Below are 17999 nucleotides of genomic sequence, written 5' to 3' on the forward strand. Positions count from 1 at the left end.
GGGTGCTGCGCACCCAATCGCGAGCAGGCTCGCTCCCACAGGTACAGCGCTGTCCTTGTGGGAGCGAGCCTGCTCGCGAAAGCGTTCGCTCAGTCAATAAAAGTGCCGAAATGACCTCTATTCGCAAGCTCACACCCACCTATTTCCATCTACGCTCAACCCCGCGCATGAACTCTCTTCGGCGGATCACGTCTGATAGGAGGAAATGCGCCCCGACTCGCGTTAAACTGCGCGGGTTTTTAGCCCCCCATTCCACCGGAGCCTTCCATGTCCCGCGTTACCTTGAGTCGCTATTTGATTGAGCAGACCCGCAGCAACAACACTCCTGCCGATCTGCGCTTCCTGATCGAAGTGGTGGCGCGTGCCTGCAAGGAGATCAACCACGCCGTGTCCAAAGGCGCCCTGGGTGGTGTACTGGGCAGCATGGGCACTGAAAACGTCCAGGGCGAAGTGCAGAAGAAGCTCGACGTGATCTCCAACGAAATCCTGCTCGAAGCCAACGAATGGGGCGGTCACCTGGCCGGCATGGCGTCCGAAGAAATGGACAACGCCTACCAGATCCCGGGCAAATACCCGAAAGGCGCGTACCTGCTGGTATTCGACCCGCTGGACGGTTCGTCGAACATCGACATCAACGCCCCGGTCGGCACCATCTTCTCGGTACTGCGTTGCCCGAACGAATACCTGAGCCAGAACGAACCTTTGAATGAAAAGGCCTTCCTGCAGCCAGGCACCCAGCAAGTGGCCGCCGGTTACGCGATCTACGGTCCGCAGACCATGCTGATCCTGACTCTGGGCGACGGCGTGAAAGGCTTCACCCTGGACCGTGAAATGGGCAGCTTCGTGCTGACCCACGAAAACATCACCATTCCTGAAGCCACCCAGGAATTTGCCATCAACGCGTCCAACCAGCGTCACTGGGAAGCACCGGTACAGCGCTACGTCGGCGAATTGCTGGCAGGCGATGAAGGCCCGCTGAAAAAGAACTACAACATGCGCTGGGTCGCCGCGATGGTGGCCGACGTGCACCGCATCCTGACCCGCGGCGGTCTGTTCATGTACCCACGTGACAGCCGCGAGCCGTCCAAGCCGGGCAAGCTGCGCCTGATGTACGAAGCCAACCCGATGTCGTTCCTGGTGGAGCAGGCGGGCGGCGCGTCCACCGACGGTCACCAGCGCATCCTCGACATCCAGCCGGAAGGCCTGCACCAGCGTGTGGCGGTGTTCCTCGGTTCGAAAGAAGAAGTGGCCCGCGTCACGGCTTACCACAAGGAATAAACCATGACCGCGCCCTGGCAGCCGTTGCTTGATTGGTGGTTCGGGAGCTCCGGATCAGCGAGTGAAGTGGCGGCGCAGAAGGGCAGGTTATGGTTCGGCAAGCGCGACAGCCAGGACCTCGAAGCGCGTGAGCGTTTCGGGGACTGGGTCGAGCAGGCACTGGCCGGCGGTTTGACCGAGTGGATGCAACGTCCCGAAGGTTGGCTGGCCCTGGTGCTGTTGCTCGATCAACTCCCGCGAATGATCTTTCGTGATTCTCCCAAGGCTTTTTCCGGTGACATCAGGGCTCAGGCACTGGTGGCGCAAGGCATTGCCGCGGATTTCGACCGGCAGTTGCAGCCGATTCAGCGGGTGTTCATCTACCTGGTGTTCGAGCATAGCGAGAACCTGGCGGTGCAGAACGAAGGCGTCTCGCGCTATATCGAATTGGTGGCGCAGCAGCCGGAGAGCGACCGGGCACTGTTCAGCGATTACCTGGACTATGCCGAGCGGCATCAGCAAGTGATTGCGCAGTTCGGGCGGTTTCCGCATCGCAATGCGGTGTTGGGAAGGGCGTCTACGGCTGAGGAGCTGGCGTTTCTGTCGAAGCCGGGTTCACGGTTCTGACTTTTCGTTGTTGCTGATTCCGTCTTCGCGAGCAGGCTCGCTCCCACAGGGATCTTTGTCGCACTGGAGATCCACTGTGGGAGCGAGCCTGCTCGCGAAAGGGCCGGTGAGTGCGCCTTAGATCCTGAAGCTTCCCACTAGCTGCTTCAACCGCGCCGCCTGCTGCTCAAGATCGGCACACGCACGCAAGGTCGCCTGCAGGTTCTCCACGCCTTCCTGGTTCAGCGTGTTGATTTCGGTGATGTCGACGTTGATCGACTCCACCACGGCGGTCTGCTCTTCGGTCGCTGTCGCCACGGACTGGTTCATGCCGTCGATCTCGCCGATACGCTGGGTCACGCTGCCCAGGCGTTCGCCGGCCTGGTTGGCGATGCCAACGCTGCTTTCGCTCTGGCGCTGGCTGTCGGTCATGATGCCCACCGCTGCGCGGGCGCCGACTTGCAGCTCTTCGATCATCGTCTGCACTTGCTGCGCTGAGTCCTGGGTGCGGTGAGCGAGGTTGCGCACCTCATCGGCCACCACGGCAAAACCGCGACCGGCCTCACCGGCGCGGGCCGCTTCGATGGCGGCATTGAGCGCCAGCAAGTTGGTCTGCTGGGAGATGCTGGTGATCACTTCCAGGATCTGCCCGATGTTGACCGTGTTGCTGTTGAGGGTTTCGATGTTGCCGCACGAGTCGCTGATCTTCGCCGACAACTGCTGCATCGCCGCGATGGTTTTATCCACCACCTGCTGGCCGTCTTCGGCCAGGCTGCGGGCGTCGCTGGAGTGCTGCGAGGCGAGGGCGGCGTTCTGCGCGATTTCCTGCGCGGCGGCGCCGAGCTGGTTGATCGCCGCGGCCACGCTGCTGGTGCGCGAGGCTTGCTGGTCGGAGTTGTACATCGACGAGTTCGACGCGGCCACTACACGTAGCGCTACTTCGTTGACTTGCCCAGTAGCCGAGGCCACTTCGATGATCGAGGTGTGAATGCGTTCGACGAAGCGGTTGAACGACAGCCCCAGCGCGCCGAATTCGTCGTGGCCGTGAATGGTCAGGCGTTTGGTCAGGTCACCTTCGCCTTCGGCGATGTCGTGCATGGCGCGACCCATGGTCAGCAGCGGCTGCATCAGCAGGCTGATCAGCATGCCCAGCAGGGCGATGATGATCACTACGGCGATCACCATGGCGATGATCGCCGAGGTGCGGAATTCGCTGAGCATCGAGAACGCCGTTTCCTGGTCGAGCACCAGTGCCACGTACCAGTTCGCCGATGGCACGCCGTTGACGTGGGTGAAGGAGATGAACTGGCGCTTGCCGCCGATCTCGACTTCTTTCAGGCCCGGGCTGACTTTCGGCGTGTCGCTCGGATAGGCCTCGGCCAGGCTCTTGAGCACCAGCTTGCTGTCCGGGTGAATCAGGATCTTGCCGTCGGCACCGACGATGAACGCATGACCGTGGCCACCGAAGTTCAGCGAGTTGATGATCGCGCTGACGCTGGACAGATCGATGTCGGCGCCAGCGACGCCGATCATCTGACCCTGGTGCTGCACCGGGGTGGCCACGGTGATCACCAGTTTGCCGGAGGAGGCGGCGATGTAGGGTTCGGTGACGATGGTTTGTTGTGCGCTATTGGCCGCCTTGTACCAGCCGCGGGCGCGTGGGTCGTAGTCCGCCGCGCGGTTGCCGGTCGGGACCGAGAACATCACGCCATCGGCGCCACCGAAGTAGCTCAGCTGGAAGTTGCCGGTGTAGGCGGGCAGGTCGATGATCCGTTTCAGACTGGCGGGTGCATTGCCATCGGCGCTGACTTGTTGGGCCATCGACTGCAGCAATTGCATGCGACTTTCCAGCCAGGTCTGGATGTTGCTGGTGGTCAGGCTGCCGAGTTCCTGCATCGAGGCCTCGGTACTGTTGCGCAGGGTTTCGCGCTGGCGATAGTCGTTGAACAGGATGAAACAAGCGAATGCGACGGCCACCACGAGGGCGGCAGCCAGCAAGATCTTGTGGCTGAACTTCATGTTTCTGGTCATGGGATGAGCTACCGCAGAGGGGCTGTTCTACAAAATGGGGGAGCAAATGCCACCGACGTGGCATTGCGTTGCATTTATGTCGACTGAACGGCGCCAAAGATTAGGCGGATTTTCCTGAAAAACGACGAAATGCCCGGTGAACGAGGAAAGTGAATGATTTTCGGCAAAAGGCAGACGAATGGCCCGATAAATAGCCTGCCGGGCAGGGAACCAGACAGGGGTTTTCTCTTCTAAGCTTCAGCTTGGCAGCCATGCCAATCCCCTACGCCCCCCCGGAGTTTCACCATGTCGCTGCGTTCCATCGCCCTGCTTTCATTCTGCGTATTGCTCGCTGCCTGCAGCAAGGTCAATCAGGAAAACTACTCGAAGCTCTCGGCCGGTATGGCCAAGGCCGATGTGGAAACCCTGTTGGGCAAACCCGCCGATTGTTCAGGCGCGCTCGGCATGTCCAGTTGCACCTGGGGCGACAAGAACAGCTTTATCAGCGTGCAGTTCGCCGGTGACAAAGTGCTGATGTTTTCCGGCCAAGGCCTGAAGTAAACCGGGGCGATCGCCCACGGGAGAAAAATAATGAAGCGGTTATTGATCATCCTTTTTGCCGGCCTGGTGTTGGCTGGCTGTGCCACGTCTGGCCCGGACCCTTTGGCGCCCAAGACGGCCAACAGCGTCAACCTCAAGCGCTACCAGGGCACCTGGTACGAGCTGGCCCGTTTGCCGATGTACTTCCAGCGCGACTGTGCGCAATCCGAAGCCCATTACACGCTTAAACCCGACGGCAACGTCGCGGTATTGAACCGCTGCCTGACAGCGCAATGGCAATGGGAAGAGGTCAAGGGCACGGCTTATCCGGAGGTGCCGGGCAAGAACGACAAGCTGAAGGTCGAGTTCGATACCTGGTTTTCCAGGCTGATCCCGGGTACGGCGAAGGGCGATTACTGGGTGCTGTACGTCAGCGATGACTACAAGACCGCCATCGTCGGTGACCCGAGCCGCAAGTATCTGTGGCTGTTGTCGCGCACGCCGACCGTGAATGGAGTGGTGCGCGAGGAGCTGCTGAGCAGGGCGCGTCAGCAGGGTTACGACACTACCCGGTTGATCTGGCGGGCGTCGGAACAGCAGATGGCCAAGACCTCGAACTGATACATATACCCCTGTGGGAGCGAGCTTGCTCGCGATGACGGACTGTCAGTCAACATCATTGTTGAAGCTGATGGCCCTATCGCGAGCAAGCTCGCTCCCACAGGTTTTTGGTGTCAACCCAAGAGTTCGCGCAGGACCTGGGCGAAGGCGCGGCTGCTTTCTTCTTCATCAGCATGGCGCCCATCACGCACTACCCACTGGCCATTGACCAGCACATCCCGCACCTGACGATCGCCACCGGCAAACAGCCAGCGGTTGAGAATCCCGTCGCCGTTGGCTGTTGCCAGGTACGGATCGTTGCCGTCGAGCACCAGCCAGTCGGCGCGCTTGCCGACTTCCAGCGCGCCAATCGGCTGACCCAGTGCCTGGGCGCCGCCATCCAGCGCGGCATCAAACAGCGTGCGCCCGACCATCGGCTGCTCCGCGCCATACAGGCGATTTCGCCGCTGGTCGCGTAGACGCTGGCCGTATTCCAGCCAGCGCAATTCTTCCACCACGCTCAGTGACACATGGCTGTCGGAACCGATACCCATGCGGCCGCCCTGGGCAAGGAAGTCCACCGCCGGGAAAATCCCGTCGCCGAGGTTGGCTTCGGTGGTCAGGCACAGGCCGGCGATGGCGCGACTCTTGGCCATCGACGTGACTTCTTCCGGGTTGGCGTGAGTCGCGTGGACCAGGCACCAGCGTTGATCGACGTCGACGTTTTCGTACAGCCATTGCAGCGGACGACGACCACTCCAGGTCAGGCAGTCGTCGACTTCTTTCTGCTGCTCGGCGATGTGGATGTGCACCGGGCACTGCTTGTCGCTGGCTGCCAGCACATCACTGATCTGCTGCGGCGTGACCGCGCGCAATGAGTGGAAACACAATCCCAGGGACTGAGCCGGTTGCTGTGCCAGGACCGGTTGCAGGCGCGATTGCAGCTTGAGGTAGTTTTCGGTGCTGTTGATGAAGCGGCGCTGGCCTTCGTTCGGGGTCTGGCCACCGAAACCGGAGTGGCTGTAGAGCACCGGCAACAGGGTCAAGCCGATGCCCGCGGAACCTGCTGCCTGGCTGATACGCAGGGCCAGTTCGGCCGGGTCGGCATAAGGTTGGCCGCTGATGTCATGGTGTACGTAATGAAATTCCGCCACCGAGGTGTAACCGGCCTTGAGCATTTCGATGTACAGCTGACGGGCGATGACGCCAAGTTGCTCCGGGCTGATTTTTCCGACGAGGCGGTACATCAGGTCGCGCCAGGTCCAGAAACTGTCGTTCGGATTGCCCGCCACTTCCGCCAGCCCGGCCATGGCCCGCTGGAAGGCGTGGGAGTGCAGATTCGGCATGCCAGGCAGCAGCGGACCGCTCAACCGCTCGGCGCCATCTGCATGAGAATCGGCCTGGATATGGGTCAATACGCCATCGGCGCTGACCTCAAGACGTACATTGTTGGCCCATCCACTAGGCAGCAGCGCGCGTTCGGCAAAGAAGGCGGACATGGTTCAGCACCCCATCGTGTGTTATTTGTATATACATATACAGACGTTTGCCTGCCCGGTAAACTCCGGCAAGCTAGCAACCCTATCCAAACGACCAAGGATTAACCGTGCCGACTCCGCCTCCAGTCTCTCCGTTGGCCGCGAACATGGGCGACAGTCCGGCGCCCTTGTACGCCCGCGTCAAACAAATGATCACCCAGCAAATCGACAGTGGAAACTGGCCGCCGCACTACCGCGTTCCGTCGGAAAGTGAGCTGGTCAGCCAGTTGGGCTTCAGCCGCATGACCATTAACCGCGCGCTGCGCGAGATGACCGCCGATGGCCTGCTGGTGCGCATGCAAGGCGTCGGCACCTTCGTCGCCGAGCCGAAAAGCCAATCGGCCCTGTTCGAAGTGCACAACATCGCCGACGAAATCGCCTCCCGCGGTCATCGCCACACCTGCAAGGTCATCACCCTTGAAGAAGAGGCCGCCGGCTCCGAGCGCGCCCTTGCCCTGGACATGCGCGAAGGGCAGAAGGTGTTCCATTCACTGATCGTGCATTTCGAAAACGATATTCCGGTGCAGATCGAAGACCGTTTCGTCAACGCGCTGGTGGCGCCGGATTACCTCAAGCAGGACTTCACCCTGCAAACGCCCTATGCCTATCTGAACCAGGTCGCGCCGCTGACCGAAGGCGAGCACGTGGTCGAGGCGATCCTGGCCGAGCCGTCCGAATGCAAATTGCTACAGATTGAAAAAGGCGAGCCGTGCCTGCTGATCCGTCGCCGCACCTGGTCCGGTCGTCAGCCGGTGACCGCCGCTCGCTTGATCCACCCCGGTTCCCGTCATCGTCTGGAAGGTCGGTTTCATAAATAGAGAGCCATGAATGAGTAGTCTGAAAGTTTTACGTGCGGTGGATTACCCGCGCATGCCGTGGAAAAACGGCGGCGGCAGCACCGAAGAAATCACCCGCGATGCCGGCACCGGCCTGGATGGCTTTGGCTGGCGCCTGTCGATTGCCGACATTGGTGAATCGGGCGGTTTTTCCACTTTTGCCGGTTATGAGCGAGTGATCACCGTTTTGCAGGGCGACGGCATGACCCTGACGGTGGATGGCCAGAACACACGGCCACTGTTACCGCTGGACCCGTTTGCCTTCAGTGGTGAAAGCAAGGTGTCCTGCACATTGCTCGGCGGTCCGATTCGCGATTTCAACCTTATTTATGCGCCGCTGCGTTACAGCGCGCGGTTGCAGTGGTTGTCGGGCGAGCAGCGGTTTTTCAGTTCGGCGGGCACGGTGTTGGTGTTCAGCATGAGTGAGCAGGTTGAGGTGTCGGTCGATAACAACGCCCGGCAATTGGGCCGTCATGATTGCCTGCAATTGGAGGCTGATGCCGGATTACTGGATGTCGCCACCAAAGGGCTGTGCTGCGTGATCGAACTGACCTCGCGCGACTGATCCCGGTCATTCCCGTTCGAGGGTAAAACCTCGAACGGTCGCCTCCAGCTCACTCGACATCTGCTTGAGTGCCAGGATGGTTTGCACCGCCTGCTGTTGCGCCGTGACATTTTCCTCGACCCGCTGCGCCACGTTTTCCACATTGCGCGCCACGTCTTCGCTGGCTTCACGCTGTTCCTGCAGGGCGTTGGAGATCTGGCTGACTGCATTGAGTGACGCGTTGAGCGCGGTCTTGACGTCATTCATCGACGCTCCGGCGCTGTCGATCAGTTGTTGGCCCTGAAGTACGCGCTCGCGCCCAGTGTTCATGCTGCTGTTGGCCTTTCTCATGCCGCTTTGAATTGTGCTCACCAGCACCACAATCTCGGCGGTAGAGCGGGTCGTGCGGGTTGCCAGCTCCCGCACTTCGTCAGCCACCACGGCAAACCCGCGTCCTTGTTCACCGGCCCGCGCCGCCTCGATGGTGGCATTGAGTGCGAGCAGATTGGTCTGTTCGGCAATGCTGTGGATCATGCCGACAATCTTCCCGATGGCGTTGGAGTGCAGGGTCAATTGGTCGATTTCATCCGACGACTGGGTCACCAGTTGGGCGATCTGCTGCATCTCGAGGATAGAGCGCTCCATGGTGGCAATGCCGAAAGCGGTGATCTGCTCGGCCTTAAGGGTGGTGTCGTACGCCTGCGCGGCGTTCTCGGCGATGTGTGTAATGTTGGCTGACATCTGTTCCGCGGCGGCGGCAATGGAAGAGGCCGCGCCATTTTGCTCGGCAGCCTGTTTCAGGCCCTGTTCAGACGAGATGCTCAGGTTCAGGGTCGAGGACTCGATATGCTGCGAGGCCTCGCGCACCTTGCCGATCATGCTGGCCAGGCTGCGCCGCATGGCCTCGACCGATTGCATGACACCCGTTGACTTCGCGTTACTGTTCACCGGATCGCCGAGCCTGCCCTGGGCAATCCTTGTGCTGATACTGGCCAGCTCGTGAGGCTCGGCGCCCAGGTATCGCGCCAGCCTGGCGCTGAACAGTAGGGCATAAAGACTGCCAAACAACAGTGCCAGAGCCAGGATCACGGCCATCAGCCTCATGTTGGTCTCATAGAGTGCCTGGCTGTGCTCGAACTGATGGCGAGCTTCTTTCAGTTGAGCATTCATCAGCTGCGAGAGCAGTGAGGTCAGCGGGTCGATCAAGGGGTAAAGCTGGTGTGCGGCGAACTGCTCCAGGCTCTGACTGGCGGCGTTGTTGCGGTTCAAGACCGCCTGCAAACGCTGGAGCGGTACTTTGGTCGCCTGCATCAGCGGTGTGATTTCGTTGATCAGTTGCACCTCTTCATCAACCAGTCGGGTCGACAGGAAGGTGCGCCAGAGCGGTTCGATTTCAAGCATCGCTTGCCGTATCTGCTGCGCTGCATCGACGCCACTGAGGATGCCATCGCGGGCCTTGTGGATAGCGTCGACGATCCGGACTGAATACAGTTCGGAGATTTTCTTCAGGTCCTGTTGCGGGATGACCCGGTCCAGGTAAACCGTCTCCAGTCCCTGGACCGTAGCGCGCATGCCGTACAGGCCGAGTGCGCCGATGCCGGTCAGGCTGCTCAGGAGAATGCCGGCAAGCAGGAGCAGGTGGGCTTGGACTTTCCACTGTTTCATTACGGGTTCCTCGCAGAAGTGACATCAGGGGGGCTTGCTCGTGAAGTCGGCGAGGATTGATGGAGGTGGAGTCGGATGTTTCTGATGATGTTGTAGGGTGTTTCTGGAATGCGCTCAATTGGGCATCAGGTGTTACCGAACGCCCCAGCGTGGCGCAAAACCCCGCTCAGGTAACAAAGTCCCCTCGCCACAAAAATCCCCCGGAAAAATTTCATCTTCCCCGGAACCCTTGTTCCAGGCGCTCTCCAGCCGTTTCATGATTTTTCTTGAATGCTCATCCAATAAGTTGGCCGCTTGATTGCATATGCTTGTATGTACAAGTAAAGACGTATGCGTATGAGTCACGAGGACTCAACCATCGTCCACTGATTCGCCGGTGTGCACTGATGCCCATTGGCTTGCTCGCCCACTGCCTGGGTTGGTTTGGATTGATTGCTGAGGAGTCTTTTTCGTGACTGACATTAAACCTACTAAGTTTCGTGACGTTGAAATCCGTGCCGCACGCGGTAACAAGCTGACCGCCAAGAGCTGGCTGACCGAAGCGCCGCTGCGCATGCTGATGAACAACCTCGACCCGGAAGTTGCCGAGAACCCTAAGGAGCTGGTGGTTTACGGTGGTATCGGTCGCGCTGCCCGTAACTGGGAATGCTACGACAAGATCGTCGAAAGCCTGACCAACCTCAACGAAGACGAAACCCTGCTGGTGCAATCCGGCAAGCCGGTCGGCGTGTTCAAGACTCACGCCAACGCCCCGCGCGTACTGATCGCCAACTCCAACCTGGTGCCGCACTGGGCGAGCTGGGAACACTTCAACGAACTGGACGCCAAAGGCCTGGCCATGTACGGCCAGATGACCGCCGGCAGCTGGATCTACATCGGCAGCCAGGGCATCGTCCAGGGCACCTACGAAACCTTCGTCGAAGCCGGTCGCCAGCACTACAACGACAACCTCAAGGGTAAGTGGGTCCTGACCGCTGGCCTGGGCGGCATGGGCGGTGCCCAGCCTCTGGCCGCGACACTGGCCGGTGCCTGCTCGCTGAACATCGAATGCCAGCAGGTCAGCATCGATTTCCGTCTGAAAAGCCGCTATGTCGATGAGCAAGCCAAAGACCTCGACGACGCGCTGGCGCGTATCGACAAGTACACCAAAGAAGGCAAGGCGATCTCCATCGCGCTGCTCGGTAACGCGGCTGAAATCCTGCCGGAACTGGTCAAGCGCGGTGTGCGTCCGGACATGGTCACCGACCAGACCAGCGCCCACGATCCACTGAACGGCTACCTGCCGGCTGGCTGGACCTGGGGCCAGTACCGTGCTCGCGCCAAGACTGAACCTGCCGCTGTGATCAAGGCCGCCAAGCAATCGATGGCCGTTCACGTCAAAGCGATGCTGGACTTCCAGAAAATGGGCGTGCCGACCTTCGACTACGGCAACAACATCCGTCAGATGGCCCAGGAAGAAGGCGTGGAAAACGCATTCGACTTCCCAGGCTTCGTACCGGCCTACATCCGTCCGCTGTTCTGCCGCGGTATTGGCCCGTTCCGTTGGGCTGCGCTGTCGGGCAACGCTGAAGATATCTACAAGACCGACGCTAAAGTAAAAGAGCTGATCCCGGACGACGCCCACCTGCACAACTGGCTGGACATGGCGCGCGAGCGCATCAGCTTCCAGGGTCTGCCGGCACGTATCTGCTGGGTTGGCCTGGGCCTGCGCGCCAAGCTGGGCCTGGCGTTCAACGAAATGGTGCGCAGCGGTGAGCTGTCCGCGCCGATCGTGATCGGTCGTGACCACCTGGACTCCGGTTCGGTGTCGAGCCCGAACCGCGAAACCGAATCGATGCAAGACGGTTCCGACGCCGTGTCCGACTGGCCACTGCTCAACGCCCTGCTCAACACCGCGAGCGGCGCGACCTGGGTGTCCCTGCACCACGGCGGCGGCGTCGGCATGGGCTTCTCCCAGCACTCGGGCATGGTGATCGTCTGCGACGGTACTGACGAAGCGGCCGAGCGTATCGCTCGCGTGCTGCACAACGACCCGGCTACTGGCGTTATGCGTCACGCCGATGCCGGCTACCAGATCGCCATCGACTGCGCCAAGGAGCAAGGGCTGAACCTGCCGATGATTACCGGCAAGTAACACCTGATCCGTGGGAGCTGCTTTTATGTGAGAGCGAGCCCGCTCGCTCTCACTGGCCAGGCAGCGGCATAGCGCAACACCAGACCGTTTGACCCTGCCGTTTCGAGCAGGACGCTGTCACCGAACAAAAGCTGAATGTCGGTCGCGCTGCGGCGCAGGCCTGATTGGACGTGGACAGGGCTGGATGCCTCTTGACTGCCGTAAGCCAATTCATGATTAGGAGCGTCACAACAATGAAATCGAACAAGACCCTGCTGACCACATTGCTTTCCATGGGCCTGCTGGCCAGCGCTGGCGCCACTCAGGCGGCGGGTTGGTGCGAGTCGGGCAAACCGGTGAAATTCGCCGGTTTGAACTGGGAAAGCGCCATGCTGCTGACCGATGTGATGCAAGTCGTGTTGGAGAAAGGCTACGACTGCAAGACTGACAGCCTGCCGGGTAACTCCATCACCATGGAAAACGCCCTGAGCAGCAACGATATTCAAGTGTTTGCCGAAGAGTGGGTCGGCCGCAGCGAAGTCTGGAACAAGGCTGAGAAAGCCGGCAAGGTCGTCGGTGTCGGCGCACCTGTCGTGGGTGCCGTCGAAGGTTGGTACGTGCCGCGCTACGTGATCGAAGGCGACGCCAAGCGCAAGCTGGAAGCCAAGGCGCCGGAGTTGAAAAACATTGCTGACCTGGGCAAATACTCGGCGGTGTTCAAGGACGCCGAAGAGCCATCCAAGGGCCGTTTCTACAACTGCCCGGCCGGCTGGACCTGCGAGCTGGACAACAGCGAAATGCTGAAAAGCTACGGCCTGGAAAGCACCTACACCAACTTCCGCCCAGGCACCGGCCCGGCGCTGGATGCCGCAGTGCTGTCAAGCTACAAGCGTGGCGAGCCGATCCTGTTCTACTACTGGTCGCCAACGCCGTTGATGGGCCAGATTGACGCGGTGAAACTCGAAGAGAAACCAGGCGTGAACAAGACTGTGACCATCAAGGTCGGCCTGTCCAAGACTTTCCACGACGAAGCCCCGGAACTGGTGGCCGTGCTGGAAAAGGTCAACGTGCCAATCGACCTGCTGAACCAGAACCTTGGGCGTATGAGCAAAGAGCGGATCGAATCACCAAAACTGGCCAAGATCTTCCTGAAGGAACATCCTGAAGTCTGGCACGCGTGGGTGAGCGAAGACGCAGCCAAGAAAATCGACGCGGCCTTGTAGGTTGGGCTTCTCCGACTGCTGGCAACGGCAGTCGGACGCTTGATCGCAACCCCTTGATTGAGAGTCTCTTATGTTTCCCGAAAGCTTTACCTTTTCCATCGCCGACTGGGTCAACGGTTGGGTCGATTCGCTGGTCACCAACTACGGCGATGTGTTCCGCAGCATCTCCGACACCCTCCTGTGGGCCATCGTCAATCTTGAAGGGCTGCTGCGTGCAGCGCCCTGGTGGCTGATGCTGGCGATCGTGGCGGGCGTGGCCTGGCACGCGACCCGTAAAGTCGTGACCACGTCAGTGATCGTCGGCCTGCTGTTCCTGGTGGGTGCGGTCGGCCTCTGGGACAAGTTGATGCAGACCCTGGCGCTGATGATGGTGGCGACGATCATTTCGGTGTTGATCGGCATACCGCTGGGCATTCTCTCGGCACGCAGCAATCGCCTGCGTTCGGTGCTGATGCCGTTGCTGGACATCATGCAGACCATGCCGAGCTTCGTGTACCTGATCCCGGTGCTGATGCTGTTTGGCCTGGGCAAGGTCCCGGCGATTTTCGCCACCGTGATCTACGCCGCGCCGCCGCTGATCCGCCTGACCGACCTGGGCATTCGCCAGGTCGACGGCGAAGTGATGGAAGCGATCAACGCCTTCGGTGCCAACCGCTGGCAGCAACTGTTCGGCGTGCAACTGCCGCTGGCCCTGCCGAGCATCATGGCGGGCATCAACCAGACCACCATGATGGCCCTGTCGATGGTAGTGATTGCCTCGATGATCGGTGCCCGTGGCCTGGGTGAAGACGTGCTGGTGGGGATTCAGACCCTCAACGTCGGACGTGGCCTCGAAGCCGGTCTGGCGATCGTGATTCTGGCTGTGGTGATCGACCGCATTACACAGGCGTATGGTCGCGCACGGCATGAGGTGAGCAAATGAACAACGCAACCGTGAGCAAGATCGAAGTCAAAAACGTCTTCAAGATTTTCGGCAACCGTTCCAAGGACGCGCTGGCCATGGTCGGCCAGGGCAAGACCAAGGATCAGGTGCTGGCCGAAACCGGCTGCGTGGTCGGCGTGAACGACCTGTCGCTGAGCATCGGCAGCGGCGAGATCTTCGTGATCATGGGCCTGTCGGGCTCCGGCAAGTCGACCCTGGTACGCCACTTCAACCGCCTGATCGACCCGACCAGCGGTGCGATCCTGGTGGACGGCGTGGACATCCTGCAATACGACATGGAAGCCCTGCGCGAATTTCGCCGGCGCAAGATCAGCATGGTCTTCCAGAGCTTCGGCCTGTTGCCGCACAAGAGCGTGCTGGACAACGTCGCCTACGGCCTGAAAATCCGTGGCGAAAGCAAAGCCATGTGCGCCGAGCGTGCGCTGCACTGGATCAACACCGTGGGCCTCAAGGGTTACGAAAACAAATACCCGCATCAGCTTTCCGGTGGCATGCGCCAGCGTGTGGGCCTGGCCCGCGCCCTGGCGGCGGACACCGACATCATCCTGATGGACGAGGCGTTCAGTGCCCTCGATCCGCTGATTCGCGCGGAGATGCAGGACCAGCTGCTGGAACTGCAAAAGACCCTGCACAAGACCATCGTCTTCATCACCCACGACCTCGACGAGGCCGTGCGCATCGGCAACCGCATCGCAATCCTCAAGGACGGCCGCCTGATCCAGGTCGGCACGCCGAGAGAGATCCTGCACTCGCCGGCGGATGAGTATGTCGACCGCTTTGTGCAGCGTCGGGCGGCGGTGGTTTAAGAGATTTGCAGTGAGTGAGCTGGCCTCTTCGCGAGCAGGCTCGCTCCCACAGGGAAATGCATTCCAATGTGGGAGCGAGCCTGCTCGCGAAGGCGGCGGTGAAGCTGCATCAATATTTGGATGAGGTTGAAGATGTCCCAGGCTGAAAAAATCGTTATCACCGAAGCGCAGGTCACCTGGCAGGATGTGGTCGCCGTCGCTCGTCATGGCGCGCAGCTTGAGCTGTCGGCGCCGATCTGGGCGCGCATCGAAAACGCCCAGGCCATCGTCCAGCGCATCGTCACCAGCGGCGAACGTGCCTACGGCATCAACACCGGCCTGGGCGCGCTGTGCAACGTCTCGCTGCAGGACGAGCAACTCAGCCAGTTGTCGCGCAATACCTTGCTCAGCCACGCCTGCGGCGTTGGTGCACCACTGGCCGACGAGCAGACCCGTTCGATCATGTGTGCCGCCATCGTCAACTACAGCCACGGCAAATCCGGCCTGCACCGGCAGGTCGTCGAAGCGCTGCTGGCGCTGCTCAACCGGGGCATCACCCCGCAGGTGCCGTCCCAGGGTTCCGTGGGCTACCTGACCCACATGGCCCACATCGGCATCGCGCTGCTGGGCGTGGGCAATGTCAGCTATCGCGGGCAGATCGTTGCCGCGCAACAGGCGCTGGCCGAAGAAGGCCTGCAGCCGGTCAAGCTTGGCGCCAAGGACGGTTTGTGCCTGGTCAACGGCACGCCGTGCATGACCGGCCTGAGCTGCCTGGCCATTGCCGACGCTACGCGCCTGCTGGAATGGGCCGACGTGATCGGCGCCATGAGCTTTGAAGCCCAGCGCGGGCAGATCGACGCGTTCGATGCCGAGATCATCGCGCTCAAGCCGCACCCTGGCATGCAACAGGTCGGGATCAACCTGCGCGCCTTGCTCGACGGCAGTGAAGTGATCGCCCAGAGCAAAGGCATTCGCACGCAAGATGCCCTGAGCATTCGCTCGATCCCGCAAGTGCACGGCGCTGCGCGCGATCAACTGGTGCACGCGACCCGGCAGATCGAAACCGAACTCAACGGCGCCACTGACAACCCGCTGGTGCTGGGCACTGCGGACAACTACCGAGTGGTGTCCCAGGCCAACCCCCACGGCCAGTCCGTGGCCATGGCCGCAGACCTGCTGGCGATTGCCATGGCGGAAATCGGCTCGATTGCCGAACGTCGCCTGGACCGCTTGATCAACCCGCACGTCAGCGGCTTGCCGGCGTTCCTGGTGGCCAACCCGGGGGTGAACTCCGGGATGATGATTGTGCAATACGTGGCCGCTTCCCTGTGCGCGGAGAACCGTCAACTGGCGCAACCGGCGGTGCTGGATAACTACGTGACGTCCGGCCTGCAGGAAGATCACCTGAGCCTGGGCACCAACGCCGCGCTGAAGCTGCATCGCGTCCTGGAAAACTGCACGCAGATCCTCGCCATCGAGTACCTGTTGGCGGCCCAGGCGTTTGAATTCTTGAAAGAACAACGCTTCGGCGCGGGCACCGATGCCGCTTGGCGTCTGCTGCGCGAGCGCGTTCCGGCTTACGACCAGGACCGTTGGCTGGCGCCGGACATTGCCGCCGCTGCCGGCGTTCTGAAAGACCCTGCTTTGCTGAAAAAAGCCTTACCGAACTTGAACTGATTTCCATACAAGACCAGCGTGCCAAGGCGCCAGCCCCCTTAAAAGGGGGGAAGCGACGGACAACGGATATTTCCGGAGCGTCTGGTAGTTAACAACAAACTCTCAAAAGGAGAATGAACATGACTGCGCTTAATTTGATTCCCGGCCAACTGAGCCTTGCCCAACTGCGTGATGTCTATCAGCAACCGGTCAAACTGACCCTCGATCACAGCGCTGCAGCTCAGATCGAAGCCAGCGTGGCTTGCGTGGAGCAGATCCTCGCCGAGAACCGCACCGCCTACGGCATCAACACCGGTTTCGGCCTGCTGGCCTCGACCCGCATCGCCAGCGAAGACCTGGAAAACCTGCAGCGCTCGCTGGTGCTGTCCCACGCCGCCGGTGTCGGCCAGCCGATCAGCGACGAACTGGTGCGCCTGATCATGGTACTCAAGGTCAACAGCCTTAGCCGTGGTTTCTCTGGCATCCGCCGTGTGGTGATCGACGCGCTGATCGCCCTGATCAACGCCGAGGTGTACCCGCACATTCCACTGAAAGGTTCAGTGGGTGCCTCTGGTGACCTGGCGCCTCTGGCCCACATGTCGCTGGTGCTGCTGGGCGAAGGCAAGGCACGCTACAAAGGCGAGTGGATGGAAGCCACCGAAGCGCTGAAAGTCGCCGGCCTGACCCCGCTGACCCTGGCCGCGAAAGAAGGCCTGGCGCTGCTCAACGGTACCCAGGTGTCCACTGCTTTCGCCCTGCGCGGCCTGTTCGAAGGTGAGGACCTGTTCGCCGGTGCCCTGGCACTGGGCGGCCTGACCGTGGAAGCGGTACTGGGCTCGCGTTCGCCGTTCGACGCCCGCATCCATGCGGCCCGTGGCCAGAAAGGCCAGATCGACGCGGCCGCCGCTTATCGCGATCTGCTGGGCGAGCGCAGCGAAGTCTCCGACTCCCATGAAAACTGCGAGAAGGTCCAGGACCCGTATTCCCTGCGTTGCCAGCCGCAAGTCATGGGCGCCTGCCTGACCCAGTTCCGTCAGGCCGCCGAAGTGCTGGCGATCGAAGCCAACGCCGTATCGGACAACCCGCTGGTGTTCGCCGCGGAAGGTGACGTGATTTCCGGCGGTAACTTCCACGCCGAACCGGTGGCCATGGCCGCCGACAACATGGCCCTGGCCATCGCCGAAATCGGCTCCCTGAGCGAACGCCGCATCTCGCTGATGATGGACAAGCACATGTCGCAGTTGCCGCCGTTCCTGGTGGCCAACGGCGGCGTGAACTCCGGCTTCATGATCGCCCAGGTGACCGCCGCGGCACTGGCCAGCGAAAACAAGGCACTGTCCCATCCGCACTCGGTGGACAGCCTGCCGACCTCCGCCAACCAGGAAGACCACGTGTCGATGGCGCCGGCGGCTGGCAAGCGTCTGTGGGAAATGGCCGAAAACACTCGCGGGATTCTCGCGGTGGAATGGCTGGCCGCGGTTCAGGGCCTGGACCTGCGCAACGGTCTGAAGACTTCGCCGAAGCTGGAAAAGGCCCGCGCCATCCTGCGCAACGAAGTGCCGTTCTATGAGAAGGACCGCTTCTTCGCGCCAGACATCAATGCGGCGACCGAGCTGCTGGCTTCGCGTTGCCTGAACGAGCTGGTTTCGGCGAAGTTGCTGCCGAGCCTGTGATGGCCCCTTC

Annotated in this window: 15 protein-coding genes; 12 read left to right on the forward strand and 3 right to left on the reverse strand. The window is 61.0% G+C overall.

All coding sequences use genetic code 11. The annotated features are described in order from the left end of the window. Window positions 1–267: 267 nt before the first annotated feature. Entirely contained in the window at window positions 268–1278 is a 1011-nt protein-coding gene (locus tag PPUTUW4_RS01490; RefSeq protein ID WP_015093094.1) for a class 1 fructose-bisphosphatase, read from the forward strand. A gap of 3 nt (window positions 1279–1281) precedes the next feature. Next, complete coding sequence (locus PPUTUW4_RS01495) at window positions 1282–1884, forward strand: DUF924 family protein (RefSeq protein WP_007975528.1); 603 nt, start codon at window positions 1282–1284, stop codon at window positions 1882–1884. A gap of 117 nt (window positions 1885–2001) precedes the next feature. Here PPUTUW4_RS01495 and PPUTUW4_RS01500 read toward each other — a convergent pair whose 3' ends face one another. Continuing rightward, window positions 2002–3894: a methyl-accepting chemotaxis protein gene (locus tag PPUTUW4_RS01500; protein ID WP_015093095.1), complete on the reverse strand. Its 1893-nt coding sequence runs from the start codon at window positions 3892–3894 to the stop codon at window positions 2002–2004. Window positions 3895–4179: 285 nt separating this feature from the next. Between PPUTUW4_RS01500 and PPUTUW4_RS01505 the strand changes: the two genes are divergently transcribed. Together PPUTUW4_RS01505 and PPUTUW4_RS01510 are read left to right on the forward strand one after the other, a co-directional pair. After that, entirely contained in the window at window positions 4180–4434 is a 255-nt protein-coding gene (locus PPUTUW4_RS01505) for a hypothetical protein (RefSeq protein WP_007975531.1), read from the forward strand. A gap of 30 nt (window positions 4435–4464) precedes the next feature. Next, entirely contained in the window at window positions 4465–5034 is a 570-nt protein-coding gene (locus PPUTUW4_RS01510) for a lipocalin family protein (protein ID WP_015093096.1), read from the forward strand. Window positions 5035–5147: 113 nt separating this feature from the next. Here the strand turns inward: PPUTUW4_RS01510 and PPUTUW4_RS01515 are convergent, their stop codons facing one another. Then, the gene (locus PPUTUW4_RS01515; RefSeq protein ID WP_015093097.1) at window positions 5148–6512 is read right to left on the reverse strand and encodes a formimidoylglutamate deiminase; all 1365 of its coding nucleotides are present in this window, start codon (window positions 6510–6512) and stop codon (window positions 5148–5150) included. A gap of 146 nt (window positions 6513–6658) precedes the next feature. Between PPUTUW4_RS01515 and hutC the strand changes: the two genes are divergently transcribed. Then, entirely contained in the window at window positions 6659–7369 is a 711-nt protein-coding gene (hutC, locus tag PPUTUW4_RS01520) for a histidine utilization repressor (protein ID WP_162135916.1), read from the forward strand. 10 nt (window positions 7370–7379) lie between these two features. Further along, window positions 7380–7952 (forward strand): HutD family protein, encoded by a 573-nt coding sequence (locus tag PPUTUW4_RS01525; protein ID WP_015093098.1) that lies wholly within the window; start codon window positions 7380–7382, stop codon window positions 7950–7952. Between the two features lie 6 nt (window positions 7953–7958). Here the strand turns inward: PPUTUW4_RS01525 and PPUTUW4_RS01530 are convergent, their stop codons facing one another. After that, on the reverse strand, window positions 7959–9596 hold the full coding sequence (locus PPUTUW4_RS01530) for a methyl-accepting chemotaxis protein (protein ID WP_015093099.1): 1638 nt from the start codon (window positions 9594–9596) through the stop codon (window positions 7959–7961). Window positions 9597–10047: 451 nt separating this feature from the next. Between PPUTUW4_RS01530 and hutU the strand changes: the two genes are divergently transcribed. From hutU to hutH (PPUTUW4_RS01560), 6 genes are all read left to right on the forward strand, one after another. Next, on the forward strand, window positions 10048–11730 hold the full coding sequence (hutU, locus tag PPUTUW4_RS01535) for a urocanate hydratase (RefSeq protein ID WP_015093100.1): 1683 nt from the start codon (window positions 10048–10050) through the stop codon (window positions 11728–11730). Between the two features lie 233 nt (window positions 11731–11963). Then, a complete protein-coding gene (locus tag PPUTUW4_RS01540) occupies window positions 11964–12932 on the forward strand; it encodes an ABC transporter substrate-binding protein (protein WP_015093101.1) in 969 nt (322 codons plus the stop codon). A gap of 70 nt (window positions 12933–13002) precedes the next feature. Next, window positions 13003–13854 (forward strand): proline/glycine betaine ABC transporter permease, encoded by an 852-nt coding sequence (locus PPUTUW4_RS01545; RefSeq protein WP_015093102.1) that lies wholly within the window; start codon window positions 13003–13005, stop codon window positions 13852–13854. Beyond that, a complete protein-coding gene (locus PPUTUW4_RS01550) occupies window positions 13851–14681 on the forward strand; it encodes a glycine betaine/L-proline ABC transporter ATP-binding protein (protein WP_015093103.1) in 831 nt (276 codons plus the stop codon). The genes PPUTUW4_RS01545 and PPUTUW4_RS01550 overlap by 4 nt, the downstream gene beginning before the upstream one ends. Before the next feature lie 132 nt (window positions 14682–14813). After that, the gene (gene hutH, locus PPUTUW4_RS01555) at window positions 14814–16337 is read left to right on the forward strand and encodes a histidine ammonia-lyase (RefSeq protein WP_015093104.1); all 1524 of its coding nucleotides are present in this window, start codon (window positions 14814–14816) and stop codon (window positions 16335–16337) included. A gap of 119 nt (window positions 16338–16456) precedes the next feature. Then, the gene (gene hutH, locus PPUTUW4_RS01560; protein WP_015093105.1) at window positions 16457–17989 is read left to right on the forward strand and encodes a histidine ammonia-lyase; all 1533 of its coding nucleotides are present in this window, start codon (window positions 16457–16459) and stop codon (window positions 17987–17989) included. The last annotated feature ends 10 nt before the right edge of the window (window positions 17990–17999 follow it).

The organism is Pseudomonas sp. UW4 (assembly GCF_000316175.1).
Lineage (GTDB): Bacteria > Pseudomonadota > Gammaproteobacteria > Pseudomonadales > Pseudomonadaceae > Aquipseudomonas > Aquipseudomonas laurylsulfatiphila.